Genomic DNA, 14,869 nt, shown 5'->3' on the forward strand with positions numbered 1-14,869 from the left:
AGTGAATCAATGTGCCGCGGGCGCTTGGCCCGCTGCGGGTTGATGTGGACTCGTCAAGGCGTCCACCACGCGCTCCATCTTCATGAAGCGCGAGCCTTTCGCGAGATACGTGGCGTGCTCGCCGTAGCCGGCGTGTTCGAGCGCGTCGATCAGGCTGGCCGCGTCATCGAAATGCGCGCCGGTCTGCTTCGATGCCTGCGCGTTGAATGCGTTCACCGCATCGCGGCTGGCTGCGCCCAGCGCGAACAGCGCATCGATGCCGCGCTGCGCCGCATACGCGCCGACTTCGCGATGAAACGCCGGGCCTTCCTCGCCGACTTCACCCATGTCGCCCATCACGAGCACGCGCGGCGCGGCCTGCGAGGCCAGCACGTCGATGGCGGCGCGCATCGAATCCGGATTCGAGTTGTAGGTGTCGTCGATCACCGTGGCGCCGGCCAGCGCGCCGAGCTGCGCGCGCTTCACTTGCAGGCGGCCCTTTACCGGCTGAAAGGCTTCGAGGCCGCGCTTCACGGCATCCAGCGCAACGCCTGCGGCCAGCGCCGCCGCCGCGGCGGCCAGCGCGTTGCGCGCGTTGTGCTCGCCGAGCACGGCCAGCGCGACATCGCACGCGCCCTGCGGCGTGTGCAGATGGACCGTCGTGCCGTCGAGCGTGCCGGTGACGGCGGCTTTCGAGGTGTCGTCGGTGAGCGCGAAATCCATGATCGGATTGCCCGTCGCCGCGACGCGCCAGATGCTGGCGTAGTGATCGTCCGCCGGGAACACGGCCGTGCCGGTTTCGCCGAGCGCATGGATCACGGACGCATGTTCGAGCGCGACGGCTTCGACCGTCGCCATGAATTCCTGATGCTCGCGCTGCGCGTTGTTGACCACGGCGACAGTGGGCGCCGCGATCTTGCCCAGCAGTTCGGTTTCGCCCGGATGATTCATCCCGAGCTCGACCACGGCCAGCTTGTGCGACGCGTTCAGGCGGAACAGCGTGAGCGGCAGGCCGATGTCGTTGTTGAAGTTGCCCGCGGTCGCGAGACGCGCCTCTTCGCCGACGGCCGCAGCGAAGATCGAGGCGATCATTTCCTTGACCGTGGTCTTGCCGTTGCTGCCCGTGACGGCGACGAGCGGCATCGTGAAGCGCATGCGCCAGCCGTGTGCCAACGCACCGAGGCCCGCGCGCGTGTCCTTTACCTTGATGGCAGGAAGCGGCCAGGCACTGCCGTTGCTTGATTCGCGTGACACGAGCGCGGCGGCCGCGCCGCTTTTCGCCACCTGATCGAGGAAATCATGCGCATCGAAACGATCGCCCTTCACCGCGATGAACAAGTCGCCGGCCTGCACGCCGCGACTGTCGGTGACGATGCGTTCGATCGCAATGTCGTTCTCGCCGTGGAGCGTGGCGCCCGGGATCAGCGCGGCGGCGTCGCGCAAGGTGAACATCGTCATTCGCCACCTCCGCGCGGTTGCGTGGCGCGCGATGCCAAGGCGAGGCGCGCGTGATCCTGGTCCGAGAACGCGCGCTTCTTGCCCATGATTTCCTGCGTGGCCTCATGCCCCTTGCCGGCGAGCACGACGACGTCCTCGCGCGCGGCTGCACGGATAGCCTGCAGGATGGCGCTCGCGCGATCCTCGATGCGGCGCGTCCGCGCCGCGTCCTTCATGCCGGCGGCGATCTGCTCGATAATCGACATCGGGTCTTCGCTGCGCGGGTTGTCGCTCGTGATGACGACCTGATCGGCAAGACGCTCGGCGATGGCGCCCATCAACGGACGCTTGGTCGCGTCGCGGTCGCCGCCGCAGCCGAACATGCAGATCAGTTCGCCGCCGCGCGCCGCCGCCATCGGGCGCAGCGCTGCCAGGGTCTTGTCCAGTGCGTCCGGCGTGTGCGCGTAATCGATCACGACGAGCGGCTCGTCGTTCTGCAGGCGGCCGCCCAGCCGTTCCATGCGTCCGTTCACCGATTCGAGCTTCGCGATGCGCGTGATCGCGGCATCGAAGGGCACGCCCACTTCCAGCAGCACGCCGAGGACCGCGAGCAGATTGCTCACATTGAAGTCGCCGAGCGTGCCGACTTCGACATCGGCCTCGCCCCAATCCGACGACAGGTGGAACGCCGTGCCCGTCGCGGTGGCGCGCACCTGCGTGGCGAGCAGCAGCGCGTCGGCGCCGGGCGTGGCGCTGACGGGCATCTCGACGCCATAGGCAATCGTGCGGACCTTGCCGCGCAGGGATTCGATCAGGCGCTGGCCCGCCGCGTCGTCGCGGTTGACAATGGCCGTCTTGAGCGTCGGCCACGCGAACAGGCGCGCCTTCGCGGCTTCATAGGCCGTGAACGTGCCGTGATAGTCGAGATGATCCTGCGTGAGATTCGTGAAGATGCCGATGTCGAAATCCACGCCGTTCACGCGCCCCTGATGCAGCGCGTGCGAGGACACTTCCATCGCGATGCCTTCGACACCCTGCGCCTTCAGCTGCGCGAGATTGCGTTGCAATTGCGGCGCGTCAGGCGTGGTGAAACCGGTATGCGTGAGCTTGCCCGGCATGCCGATGCCGAGCGTGCCGATGATCGCGCACGGGCGGCCGAGCGCCGTCAGCGCGGTGGCGATCCACTGGCTGCACGAGGTCTTGCCATTCGTGCCGGTCACGCCGACGGTCAGCATCGACGCCGTGGGCTCGCCGTACCACGCAGCAGCAATGGGACCGGCGAGCTCGTTGAGCGCCTTCACGGCGAGCGTCTTCGCTGCGTCCGGCTTGCCCGCGAAATGCTCGGGCTGATAGAGCGCGCAGGCGGCGCCCGCGGCGAGCGCTGCATCGAGGTACGGACGGTTGTCGGCGCCATCGACGGCATACGCCAGGAACACGTCGCCGCTCTTCAGCGAACGCGTGTCCGCATGCAGGTGCGCGTCCGGGCGAGCATGCGCGCGCAGCCAGTCGACGGCGTGCGACATGTCCTTCTGCATGCGCGTCTGACGGGCTTGCGCGCTCATCGCACGACTCCCGGATGCGTCTTCGCATTGCTCGACACCGCGACCTTCTTCGCGGTGTTCGGATTCGACGGCTGGGCGCCCACGGAAGCATTCACGGCATTCGCCGGATTCGACTCGTCGTTCACGACCATCTGCTTGACCGGCATGTCGGGCGGCACGTTGAGCGCGCGCAGCGTGTCGCCGACCACGCCCGAAAACACCGGACCCGACACCTGGCCGCCGAAGTGGCTGCCGGCCGTCGGCTCGTCGACCGACACGGCCACGACGATGCGCGGATTGGGCATCGGCGCCATGCCGACGAACGACGCGCGGTACTTCGAATGATCGTAGCCGTGGCCGCCGTGCTTGTAGGCCGTGCCCGACTTGCCGCCGACGCGATAGCCCGGCACCGCCGCATCCGGCGACGTGCCGCCCTTCGACACCACGGTTTCCAGCATCGCGCGCACTTCACGCGCGGTGGTCGGCGCGAAGACACGCTGGCCGAGCGGCGGCTGGTCGGCCGGCGTGCGGAAGATGGAGACCGGCAGAATGGTGCCGTCGTTGGCGATGGCCGTATAGGCGCGCGCCAGCTGGAACAGCGAGGCGGACAGGCCGTAGCCGTAGGACATGGTCGCCTGCTCGATGCGGCGCCAGCTCTTCCACGGCCGCAGGCGTCCGGTCACCGCGCCGGGGAAGCCGACCTTCGGCGCCTGACCGAGCCCGATGCTCGTGTACATGTTCCACATTTCTTCGGGACGCAGCTGCATCGCGATCTTGGTCGCGCCGATGTTGCTCGACTTCTGGATCACGCCGCCCACCGTGAGCGTGCCGAAGCCGGCGTCGTCCGTGATGCGCGCGCCGTCCAGCACGAAGGAGCCGCCGCCGGTTTCGACGAGCGTGTTCGGCGTCACCCGGTGCAGATCCAGTGCGAGCGAAACGGTGAACGGCTTCATGATCGAGCCCGGCTCGAAGGTGTCCGTGAGAATGCGGTTGCGCAACTGCTCGCCGGTCATGTGCGAGCGGTCGTTCGGGTTGTAGGTGGGATAGTTGACGAGCGCGAGCACCTCGCCCGTCTTCACGTCGATCACGATCGCCGCGCCCGCCTTCGCCTTCGACTTCTCGACGGCCGCCTTCAGGTTCGTGTACGCGATGTACTGGATCTTGCTGTCGATCGACAGTTCGACATCCTTGCCGTTGTGCGGCACCACCTGCTCGTCGACGTCCTCGACGATGTGCCCCATGCGGTCCTTGATCACGCGGCGCATGCCCGGCGTGCCGGCGAGCACGCCCTGGTCGCCGAGTTCGACCCCTTCCTGGCCCTTGTCTTCAATATTAGTAAAGCCGATCAGGTGTGCCGTGATTTCGCCTTCCGGATAGAAGCGCTTGTATTCGCCGCGCGAATAAATCCCGGGGATGTCGAGCGCCGCGACTTTCTGCGCGACTTCGAGCGGCACCTGGCGCTTCACGTAGACGAAGGTCTTGTCCATCGAGAGCTTCGTGCGCAACTCTTTCTGCGACATGTCGAGCAGCTTCGACAGCTCCGCGAGCTTGTCCGCGCCGAGATCGTTCGGCACGGCTTCGGGAATCGCCCAGATGGCCTTCACCGGCAGGCTCGTGGCAAGCACGAGACCGTTGCGGTCGCGAATCTGCCCGCGCGTGGCCGGCATTTCGAGCGTGCGCTGATAGCGGCTCTCGCCCTGCTTCTTGAAGAAGGCGTTGCCCGGGCCCTGGATCCAGAACGCTCGCCCGGCCAGCGCGACGAACGCCATGAACAGCAGGAACACGACGAACTTCGAACGCCACATCGGCAGGCGCACGGCGAGGAGCGGGTTCGGCGTATGAGCGATGTCTCTCTGCTTCGCGGCTTTTTTCATCGCTTGGCTCCGCGGGCAGGCGGCGCCGACGCCGGCAGCGGCGGCGGCATGGGGGCGTCGGCGGCCTTGTTGGCGGCCGCGTCATAGGTGAGATATTGGGTACGTCCGGTCGTCACGGGCTGCATCTTGAGGGACGTGTTGGCCAATTGCTCGATGCGCGAAGTCTTCGACAGCGCGCTCTGCTGATACTGCAGTTGCGAATAATCCTGCTGCAGCTGACGCTCCTGCGATTGCGCCCGCTGCAGTTCGATGAACACCTGCCGCTGCTTGTTGGTGGCGCTGACGACCGACAGCGCGCACCCGAGCACGACGATCAGCAGCAGGATGTTGAGACGGTTCATGGCGCGATCCGCTCCGCGATACGCATCACCGCGGACCGTGCCCGGGGGTTGTCGGCCACTTCAGCCTCGCTCGGAAACACGCGGCCCACCACCCGCAACGGCGGGCTGGGAAGATCGACCGCACGGATCGGCAAGCGCCGGTCCACGGCGGGCGCGCTTGCGTGCGCCTGCATGAACCGCTTGACGATCCGGTCTTCGAGCGAATGAAAGCTGATCACGACCAGCCGCCCCCCTTGCTCCAACAATGCCAGTGCCGATTCGAGAACTACCTGCAGCTCCGCAAGCTCTTGATTGACGTAAATCCGTATAGCTTGAAAGGTGCGAGTTGCCGGGTCCTTGCCCTTTTCACGGGTTTTGACGACGTGACCCACGATTTCGGCAAGCTCGCGCGTGGTGTCGAGAGGCCCAAGACGGTCGGACTCTGCCCGGCGAGCAACAAGCGCCTTTGCAATCTGAAAAGCAAACCGTTCTTCCCCATAATCTCTTATCACCTCCGTCAGTTCCTGCACCGTGGCTCGCGCGAGCCACTCAGCTGCCGACTCCCCTCGAGTCGGATCCATCCTCATGTCGAGCGGACCTTGTGCGCGGAAGCTGAAGCCGCGCTCCGGATCGTCCACTTGCGGCGACGACACGCCCAGGTCCAGCAGCACACCCGACACTTTCTGCACGCCGCGCTCGCTGGCCGCTTCACGCATGACCGCGAAGCTGTCGTGAACGATCGCAAAGCGCGAATCCTGAATCTTTTCCGCCGCGGCGATGGCCTGCGGGTCTTTATCGAAAGCGATCAGCCGCCCCGCTTCGCCCAGCCGCTGCAAGATTGCTCCGCTGTGTCCGCCGCGCCCGAACGTGCCATCCATGTAGATGCCGTCGGTCCGCGTGATCAGCCCGTCTACCGCTTCCTTCAGCAGCACCGTGCGATGCTGCAGTTCATTTCCCATCGCAGGTGCCATGTTCTTCAGCGCCGCGTCAGAAGGTGAAGTTCTTCAGCGCGTCGGGCATGCCCTGCGCCATGGCCGCGGCTTCCTTCGCGGCGTAGGTTTCGGCATCCCATAATTCGAAGTGCGCGCCCATGCCGAGCAGCGTCACGTCTTTTTCAAGCGACGCAGCCGAGCGCAACTCGGGCGAAACCAGCACGCGCCCGCTGCCGTCCAGTTCGACGTCCATTGCATTACCGAGAAAGATGCGCCGCCACCACATCGCTTCCATCGGAAGCGCGGCGACCTTGGCGCGAAAGACTTCCCATTCGGGGCGTGGAAACAGCAACAGGCATCCATCCGGGCTCTTCGTGAGCGTCACCCGGCTTTCTGCCTGCCCTTGCAGCGCTTCCCGATAGCGGGACGGAATCGACATCCGCCCTTTCGCATCGAGCGTCAGCGCCGACGCCCCTTGGAACACTCGCCCCTCTCCCCTGTGCCTTCTGCCTTGTGCCGTCCGGGTGCGCGCCTTGGCGTGCGTCCGGACCTTCTGGCCGGCTCCGGCGCCACGATGGCGCCCCTCCCGCCGCTGTTTTGCTCAAAAATGGCCTGTGAATCACACAAAAGACCACTTTCTCACACTGTCTCCCACTTTAGAGGAAGGCATTTCCTCGGTCAAGACGCGTAACTTTTTTTCGAGACGTTTTTTTCCGCTAGAACAAGGACTTAGCGCACGAGCTTGAAGTGACGGGAAAACAGAAAAGCGTTATGAATTAGAGAGCTAGTGACGGATCTGAAGGTGATACGTGAAATCAGCGCGTGAAATGAGGGAAATGTAACGGTTCTTGCGGGCGTTTCTCAGGCGAAAAGTGGAATTTCGCCGAGAAGCGGCCCGATCGGCCATCCATGGGCGACCGGGACCGTGGTCATACTATATATAGTAGGCGGTAGTGGTCATGACTTTCGATGCCGCGCGCATCAGCGCGCGCACGGGAAAGGGCATCTCGCTGCCGCCGGCGCTGGTTGCCGCGGCGGCGTGCGCACTTTCGTCGAGTCGCATCTGCTCGACAATGGCACGCGACGCGCGGTCATTGGCCGGCAACGTCTTCATGTGGCCGTCGAGATGCTGCTCGACCTGACGTTCGGTCTCGGCCATGAAGCCGAGGCTCGCGCGATCGCCGAACCGTCCCGCGACAAAACCGAGTGCCAGCGCACCGGCATACCAGAACGGATTGAGGAGGCTCGGACGCGACTCGAGATCCTTGAGCCGTTGCGACGTCCACGCCAGGTGATCTTCTTCCTCGCGTGCCGCGTGCTCGAAACTGGATTTCAGTTCAGGCGAAGTTGTCGCGAGCTTCTGCGCCTGATAAAGCGCCTGTGCGCAGACTTCGCCGACATGATTCACGCGCATCAGGCCGGCCGAGTGCGCGCGCTCCTTGTCGGTGAGTTGCAGTTCCTCAGGGAAGAGATCGTCTTCGGCACTCGTGCCCGGCGCCGCCTCGGGAAGCGGCCGCGACATGCGGCTCACACCGGTCATGGAGCGCAGCCCCCGATCGAACTCGCTGATGACTTCATCGAGCGTCATGTTCTCACCTCTCTTCGTTATCCGCCGACGGTGGCTGGAACCACCCGATCCAGCAATCCGCGTTCTTCACTCCAGCGTATCGCGGCGGCAAAACGCGGATTCTAGCGTACCTCGAATGCGTCCGATGGCTCGCTCCGCTGCGTCTGTAGCTCCGCAACGGCCCTCGAAAATGGCAGCGACATGACAAGAATCTGGCTGTTGCCAGTGCGCCGGCGTGGCCAAAAAGCACGGAACCGACCGCTCGAATCAGCCACAATTTGGAATTAGGGCAAACACGGGTCGCAAAAATCCTGCAAAACCAACATTTTAGCGCCTGTTGCGTAAACGTCACATGAGTCTCAAGGACGGGCCCCTTTTCCTTTGTCCGTAAAAGTCTCTTTGTTACATTACGTGTCAACTTCGTTAAGAAGCCCGGCAGGGACCGTCAACACACTGGCGCCAAGAACAGTGACCTTGCCAAAAAGTCGCAATCACTCCCTGGAGATCTATTCAATGAAAAAGTCGCTTCTCGCTCTCGCAGCTTTGGGCCTTTTCGCTGGTGCTGCCCATGCGCAGAGCAGCGTGACGCTGTACGGCATCATCGACGCAGGCTTCGTGTACACGAATAACGCCAACGGCCAAAAGCAGTACCAGATGAACAGCGGCAACCTGCAAGGCAGCCGTTGGGGCCTGCGTGGTACGGAAGATCTGGGTGGCGGTCTGAAGGCCATCTTCGTGTTGGAAAACGGCTTCAACGTGTTCAACGGCCGTCTGGGCCAAGGTGGTGCTGAATTCGGCCGTCAGGCATATGTCGGCCTGGGTTCGACGCAATTCGGTACGGTCACGCTGGGTCGCCAGTACGACTCCGTGGTTGACTACACGGGCGCATTCGAAGTCGGTAGCCAGTGGGCCTCGTACTTCGGCGCACACCCGGGCGACCTCGACAACCTGAACAACTCGAATCGCGTGAACAACGCGGTCAAGTACACGAGCGCGAACTACGCTGGCTTCACGTTCGGCGGTCTGTACAGCCTGGGCGGCAACGCTGGCCAGTTCAACCGCAACCAGATCTGGTCGGTTGGCGCAGGCTACGCACAAGGCCCGCTGCAATTGGGCGCCGGCTACCTGAACGTCAAGGATCCGAACTACTCGTTCTTCGGCAACACGCCGTCGTCGAGCGCTACGGCCTCGAACATGGCTGCCAGCCGCGTGTACTCGGGCTTTGCTTCGGCGAAGACGCAGCAAGTCATCTCGGCAGGCGGTGCTTACACGTTCGGCGCAGCGACCGTTGGCGCAACGTATAGCAACACGCAGTTCAAGGATGTCGCTTCGGAAGCCGGCACGGGCCTGAACCCGGCAGGTTACACGGGCGGTTCGGGCAAGTTCCACAACGCCGAAATCAACTTCAAGTATCAGCTGACCCCGGCTCTGCTGCTCGGCGTCGCTTACGATTACACGAAGGGCTACGGCCTGGGCGATGCCAAGTACCATCAGGCAATGCTCGGCGCGGACTACTTCCTGTCGAAGCGTACCGACGTGTACCTCGACGGTGTGTACCAGCACGCAAGCGGCACGGATTCGACTGGCCGCAGCGCAGTTGCCAGCATCAACGGCCTGTCGCCGTCGTCGACGACGAACCAGGTCGCTGCTATCGTCGGCATCCGCCACAAGTTCTAATAAGAACAAAGCAGCATGCTCTGAAAGGCGCCTTCGGGCGCCTTTTTTTCGTCTGCGTTCCGGTCCGGCATTGTCTGCGGCGGCTGTCGCTCGCAGCCAACAAAAAAGCCTTCATGTCTCACGACACGAAGGCTTTTTCTCGACTGGCCGATTTTTCAGACTCGTCCGTCGCGCAGTTCGCGCCGCAGGATCTTGCCGACATTGCTCTTCGGCAGTTCGGTGCGAAATTCGATCATGCGCGGACGCTTGTAGCCCGTGAGCCGCTCCTTGCAATAGGCGATCACGTCCGCTTCGGTCAGGCTCGGGTCCCGGCGCACGATGAACAGCTTTACCGCCTCGCCGGAATTCTGATCCTTGACGCCGACCGCCGCCACTTCGAACACGCCGGGCAGCATCGCGACGACATCCTCGATCTCGTTCGGATAAACGTTGAAGCCGGACACCAGGATCATGTCCTTCTTGCGATCGACGATCTTCACATAGCCCCGCTCGTCCAGCACGCCGACATCGCCGGAACGGAAAAAGCCGTCGGGCGTCATCACCTTGGCGGTTTCATCCGGACGATTCCAGTAGCCCGCCATCACCTGCGGCCCGCGAATGCAGATCTCGCCGGGCTGACCGAGCGGCACGTCGCGATTGTCGTCGTCGCGGATGGCGACTTCCGTCGAAGGCAGCGGCAGGCCGATCGTGCCGGTGTATTCGGTGGCCGTCGACGGATTGCAGGTTACGCACGGCGACGTTTCCGACAACCCGTACCCTTCGACAATCGGCACGCCCGTGCTCGCGAACCAGCGCTTGGCCACCGCTTCCTGCACGGCCATGCCGCCGCCGTTCGCGGCGATGAGCTTCGAGAAATCCAGCTTGCCGAAATCGGGATGATTCAACAGCGCGTTGTAGAGCGTGTTGACAGCCGGGAACGTGTTGATCTGCACGCCCTTCAGTTCCTTGATGGTGCCCGCGATGTCGCGCGGATTCGGAATCAGCATGCCGACGCCGCCGCAGCGGATCGTCAGGAAGCCGCAGACCGTCAACGCGAAGATGTGATACAGCGGCAACGCAACCACGCACACGAACTGGTCGATGTCCGGCCGACGCTTGCGCGCCGGATCGAACCACGCCTGGGATTGCAGCGTGTTCGCCACCACGTTGCCGTGCGTGAGCGTCGCGCCTTTCGCGACGCCCGTGGTGCCGCCGGTATATTGCAGGAACGCGACGTCGTCGGGGCCCTGCGTCACCGCTCGAAGCGTCGCGCGGCCGCCTTCGGCTAGTGCGTCATTGAAGCGGATGCTTCCGGGCAAACTCCATTCGGGCACCAGCTTTTTCACGCGGCGCACGACGAAATTGACGAGCAGGCCCTTCACGCCCATCAGGTCGCCCATCGCAGCGACGATCACGTGTTTGATCGCAGTGTTCCGGACCACGGCCTGCAAGGTGCCCGCGAAGTTTTCCAGAATGACGATCGCTTCCGCGCCGCTGTCCTTGAGCTGATGCTCCAGTTCGCGCGGCGTGTACAACGGATTCACGTTGACGACGATATATCCCGCGCGCAACACGGCCGCGATCGCCACCGGGTATTGCAGGACGTTCGGCATCATCAGCGCGACGCGCGCACCGCGCGCCAGGCCCTTCTGCTGGAAAAACGCGGCGAGGTTGCGCGACATCGTGTCGAGCTCGCCGTAGGTGATGGCCTGCCCCATGCACACGAACGCGCGACGGTCGCGATTGGCGCGGAAGCTGTCCTCGAGCAACTCGGAAACCGACCGATACGCCGATACATCGATTTCCGCTGGCACGCCGGCCGGGTACGACTTCAGCCACGGTTTCTCCACGGCGTCTCCTTTATCAGCTTTTAGAATGGTCGTGCGGAAATGAAATCCTAGCTGCTTGGATTACGTCCGACAACTGGGTTAGACGCCATGCTGCACACTTGTTTCGTCCCTCGTGAACGAACTCATCAATGCATGGGTTCCACTTCCACCAGGCAATCGTAGAAGGTTGCCGATCGGCCGAGGTCCGTCAGCGCCTGGCTGGTCACTTCGTTCGCGTTGCGGCCGTCCGGCGACAGCTTCTTCCACCAGATCGACAGACCGACGACGACGCCCTCGCGCGCCCGCTCCGTCACGCGCGCACGGGCCTGCATCGAACCGCGGTCGTTGAAGATGCGCACCAGGGCACCGTTTGCAATACCGCGAGCCGCAGCGTCGGCGGGATGGAGGTCAAGATGAGGCTCGCGCTCCGCGGCGCGCAGACTCTCGATATTCACGAAACTGCTGTTCAGGAAGTTGCGCGCGGGCGGCGAGATCATCGAGAGCGGATAGCGCGCGTGCAGTTCCGGCGAGCCGTCGGCCGATTCATAGGGCGGCAGATAGTCCGGCAGCGGGTCGAGTCCTTCCTGTTTCAGGCGTTCGCTGTAGAACTCGCACTTGCCGGAGGGCGTGCGAAACCCGCCATTCGCCAGCGGCGCGTCGTCCAGTCGGAGCTTCAGCCAGCCCGCTTCCTTCAGGCTGTCCCAGCCTTCGCCTTCGAGCGTCGAATCGTTCCAGTGAAACGCCTTCGATGCAATCGCCTCGTCGGTCTCGTATAACGCCGGCTCGTCCAGGCCCATCGCGCGGGCGATGCCACGAAAGATGTCGGTATTCGGCCGCGATCCGCCAACGGGCTCGATTGCCGGCATGTTCGCCATGATGTGCGTATGGCCGTATGACTTATGGACGTCGAGATGTTCCAGTTGCGTCGTCGCCGGGAAAATCAGGTCGGCGTAGTCGGCGGTATCGGTCTGGAAATGCTCGAGCACGATCGTGAACAAGTCCTCACGCGCGAAACCCGCGGCGACCTTCGCCGAGTCCGGCGCAACCGCGACCGGATTGGAGTTGTACACGATCAGCGCCTCGACCTTCGGGCCGAAGGTCTCGTCGCCCGGATGCAGCAGCGCATCGCCGATCGCATTCATGCTGATCGCGCGGGGAAGCTTAGTGGGCCAGCCGGGCAGGAGATCGGGACGCTCGAGCGCGGCGCCATCGATGGGCGCCCAACCCGATGACGACAGCAGCAGCCCGCCCGAACGTTCACGCCATGCGCCCGTGAGCGACGGCAGACAGGCAATCGCGCGCACCGCGTTACCGCCGCCGCGCACCCGCTGCATCCCGTAGTTGAGACGGATCGACGCTTTCTTCGTCGAGCCGAAGGCGCGCGCCAGTTCGACCACGACGCCCTCTTCGATGCCGCAGATCTGCGCGACGCGCGAAGGCGGAAACTGCGCTGCTCGCGCGGCGAGCGCGTCGAAACCGAGCGTATGCGCGCGGATGTAGTCGGGATCGATGAGATGCTCGCGGATCAGCACGTCGATCATGCCGAGCGCGAGCGCTGCGTCAGTGCCGGGCCGCAGCGCGATGTGCTGATGACACTTCTCGGCCGTCAGCGATCGATAGGGATCGATGGCAATCAGCTTCGCGCCTCGGCGCTTGGCTTCCTGGGCAAGGGTCCAGAAATGCAGGCTCGATGCGATCGGATTGGCGCCCCAGATCAGAATGATTTCGCTCTCGGCATAGAACTCGGTGTGCATGCCGAGACTGGCGCCGTAGGTATAGCGGAGGCCGGCAGCGCCCGCGGCGGCGCAGATCGTGCGCTCGAGCCGCGACGCGCCGAGTACGTTGAAGAAGCGCGCCGCGATGCTTTCGCCCTGAACGAGTCCCATGGTGCCGGCATAGCTATACGGCAGGATGGCTTCGGGGGCGCGTTTCGCGATTGGCTTAAGCCGTTCGGCTGCGAGCTTGAGCGCTTCATCCCAGCCGATCGCCTCGAATCGTCCTTCGCCCTTTCGGCCAATACGCCGCAATGGCGTGAGCAGGCGATCCTTGTGATGCGTGCGTTCGGCGTAGCGCGTTACCTTTGTGCAGAGCACGCCTTGGGTGGGCGTATGGTCGGGATCGCCGCTGACTTTGATCGCCTTGCCGTCCTTGACGGTCACGCGCAAGGCGCACGTGTCGGGACAATCATGCGGGCAAACGGCGCGGGCGAACTCGGCTGGGGCGTTCATTGGAAAGTCCGAAAAAACATGAAAAACGGCGGCAGATAACGGAATTCTATTACGCCCGCTATGCGACCGTCCGCCCGATCCGGCAAATAGTGGCGGCGTAGAATGGGAGAACACCATACGTAGTCAATACGCGCATTCCGAATTCAAATCCAAGAGTAGTTCAAATGAACCTGATCCCTGAAATCGAAGCATCACACGACGAAATCCAGACCCTTCGACGAACCATTCATGCTCATCCCGAACTGCGTTATGAGGAGGTCGGCACGGCTCGGCTGGTAGCCGAAAGCCTCGAACGATGGGGCATTGAAGTTCATCGCGGGGTGGGCAAGACGGGTGTGGTCGGCGTGTTGAAACGCGGCGACGGTCATGCTTCGATTGGCCTGCGTGCCGACATGGACGCCTTGCCCATCCAGGAACTGAACACCTTTGGTCACCGGTCGACTTACGATGGGCGCATGCACGCCTGCGGTCACGATGGCCATACGGCCATGTTGCTCGGGGCCGCGAAGCATTTGTCGCAACACGGTCAATTCGATGGCACTGTCGTCTTCATATTTCAGCCGGCGGAGGAAGGCGGCGCGGGCGCGAAAGCGATGATCGAGGATGGACTCTTCGAGCGCTTTCCCGTCGATGCCGTGTTTGGCATTCACAACTGGCCCGGCATGCCGGCTGGCCACTTCGGTGTGACTGCAGGGCCGATCATGGCGTCGAGCAACGAGTTTCGCGTGACGATCCGCGGAACGGGTTCGCACGCGGCAATGCCTCATAACGGACGCGATCCGGTTTTCACGGCAGTGCAGATCGCGAACGGGCTTCAGGGCATCATCACGCGCAACAAGAAGCCCATGGATACCGCGGTGCTCTCGATCACGCAGATTCATGCCGGCGATGCCGTCAATGTCGTCCCGGATCAGGCCTGGCTGGGTGGGACTGTGCGGACTTTTACGGTCGAGACGCTCGATTTGATCGAGGCGCGCATGAGGAAGATCGTCGAAGCGACTGCGTCCGCTTACGACTGCGAAGCTGACGTGCACTTCTTGCGCAACTATCCCCCTACGATCAACGCACCCGAGGAAGCACGGTTCGCAGCCGCGGTCATGGCAGAGGTTGTCGGGGAAGACAAGGTGGACAGTTCCGTCGAACCGACGATGGGCGCGGAAGATTTTTCGTTCATGCTGCTTGCGAAGCCGGGCTGTTATGCGTTTCTCGGCAACGGCGACGGTGGACATCGCGATCACGGACACGGCGCCGGACCGTGCATGTTGCATAACGCCAGCTACGACTTCAACGATGACCTGCTATCGATCGGCTCATCGTATTGGGTCCGTTTGGCTGAGCGATTTTTGGCGCGTTGAACTTGGTTTAGCGTGAGTCACTGCGCGAGGCTGCTGCGCGCGCTGTGGCGGTCTGAAACGCAAAAACCCCACCTTTGTGGGGTGGGGTTTTTGTTTGGAGCATGAGGAGCCTGACGATTACCTACTTTCACACGGGTGATCCGCACTATCA

At 63.3% G+C, this 14,869-nt stretch carries 11 protein-coding genes; 2 read left to right on the plus strand and 9 right to left on the minus strand.

Translation table 11 applies throughout. The features are described from left to right. Window positions 1–6: 6 nt before the first annotated feature. The 7 genes from murF to coq7 form a co-directional block, all read right to left on the minus strand. Window positions 7–1,437, minus strand: a complete 1,431-nt coding sequence (gene murF / locus QCE62_RS13200) for a UDP-N-acetylmuramoyl-tripeptide--D-alanyl-D-alanine ligase (RefSeq protein WP_309918595.1) — start codon at window positions 1,435–1,437, stop codon at window positions 7–9. Then, window positions 1,434–2,978 (minus strand): UDP-N-acetylmuramoyl-L-alanyl-D-glutamate--2,6-diaminopimelate ligase, encoded by a 1,545-nt coding sequence (locus tag QCE62_RS13205; protein ID WP_309918597.1) that lies wholly within the window; start codon window positions 2,976–2,978, stop codon window positions 1,434–1,436. The genes murF and QCE62_RS13205 overlap by 4 nt, the downstream gene beginning before the upstream one ends. Beyond that, on the minus strand, window positions 2,975–4,831 hold the full coding sequence (locus tag QCE62_RS13210) for a penicillin-binding protein 2 (protein WP_309918600.1): 1,857 nt from the start codon (window positions 4,829–4,831) through the stop codon (window positions 2,975–2,977). Before QCE62_RS13210 ends, QCE62_RS13205 begins: the two co-directional genes overlap by 4 nt. Beyond that, window positions 4,828–5,172, minus strand: coding sequence for a cell division protein FtsL (gene ftsL / locus QCE62_RS13215; RefSeq protein ID WP_309810025.1), 345 nt, complete (start codon window positions 5,170–5,172; stop codon window positions 4,828–4,830). The genes QCE62_RS13210 and ftsL overlap by 4 nt, the downstream gene beginning before the upstream one ends. Beyond that, window positions 5,169–6,110, minus strand: a complete 942-nt coding sequence (gene rsmH / locus QCE62_RS13220; RefSeq protein ID WP_309918603.1) for a 16S rRNA (cytosine(1402)-N(4))-methyltransferase RsmH — start codon at window positions 6,108–6,110, stop codon at window positions 5,169–5,171. Before rsmH ends, ftsL begins: the two co-directional genes overlap by 4 nt. 28 nt (window positions 6,111–6,138) lie before the next feature. Then, entirely contained in the window at window positions 6,139–6,567 is a 429-nt protein-coding gene (mraZ, locus tag QCE62_RS13225) for a division/cell wall cluster transcriptional repressor MraZ (RefSeq protein WP_309810034.1), read from the minus strand. Between the two features lie 450 nt (window positions 6,568–7,017). Further along, window positions 7,018–7,671 carry a 2-polyprenyl-3-methyl-6-methoxy-1,4-benzoquinone monooxygenase gene (gene coq7, locus QCE62_RS13230; RefSeq protein ID WP_309811680.1) on the minus strand — a complete coding sequence of 218 codons (654 nt, stop codon included), beginning with the start codon at window positions 7,669–7,671 and terminating at the stop codon, window positions 7,018–7,020. Window positions 7,672–8,163: 492 nt separating this feature from the next. On the opposite strand from coq7, the gene QCE62_RS13235 reads away from it, so the two are divergent. Then, on the plus strand, window positions 8,164–9,327 hold the full coding sequence (locus QCE62_RS13235; protein ID WP_309918606.1) for a porin: 1,164 nt from the start codon (window positions 8,164–8,166) through the stop codon (window positions 9,325–9,327). Between the two features lie 155 nt (window positions 9,328–9,482). On the opposite strand, the gene QCE62_RS13240 is transcribed toward QCE62_RS13235, so the two are convergent. Both QCE62_RS13240 and QCE62_RS13245 read right to left on the minus strand, forming a co-directional pair. Continuing rightward, window positions 9,483–11,156 (minus strand): long-chain fatty acid--CoA ligase, encoded by a 1,674-nt coding sequence (locus QCE62_RS13240; protein WP_309918609.1) that lies wholly within the window; start codon window positions 11,154–11,156, stop codon window positions 9,483–9,485. Window positions 11,157–11,281: 125 nt separating this feature from the next. Beyond that, complete coding sequence (locus tag QCE62_RS13245; RefSeq protein WP_309918611.1) at window positions 11,282–13,363, minus strand: molybdopterin oxidoreductase family protein; 2,082 nt, start codon at window positions 13,361–13,363, stop codon at window positions 11,282–11,284. Between the two features lie 164 nt (window positions 13,364–13,527). Here QCE62_RS13245 and QCE62_RS13250 point away from each other — a divergent pair, with 164 nt between their 5' ends. Further along, window positions 13,528–14,718 (plus strand): M20 aminoacylase family protein, encoded by a 1,191-nt coding sequence (locus QCE62_RS13250; RefSeq protein ID WP_309918614.1) that lies wholly within the window; start codon window positions 13,528–13,530, stop codon window positions 14,716–14,718. The last annotated feature ends 151 nt before the right edge of the window (window positions 14,719–14,869 follow it).

The organism is Caballeronia sp. LZ033 (assembly GCF_031451265.1).
In the GTDB taxonomy this organism is placed as follows: domain Bacteria; phylum Pseudomonadota; class Gammaproteobacteria; order Burkholderiales; family Burkholderiaceae; genus Caballeronia.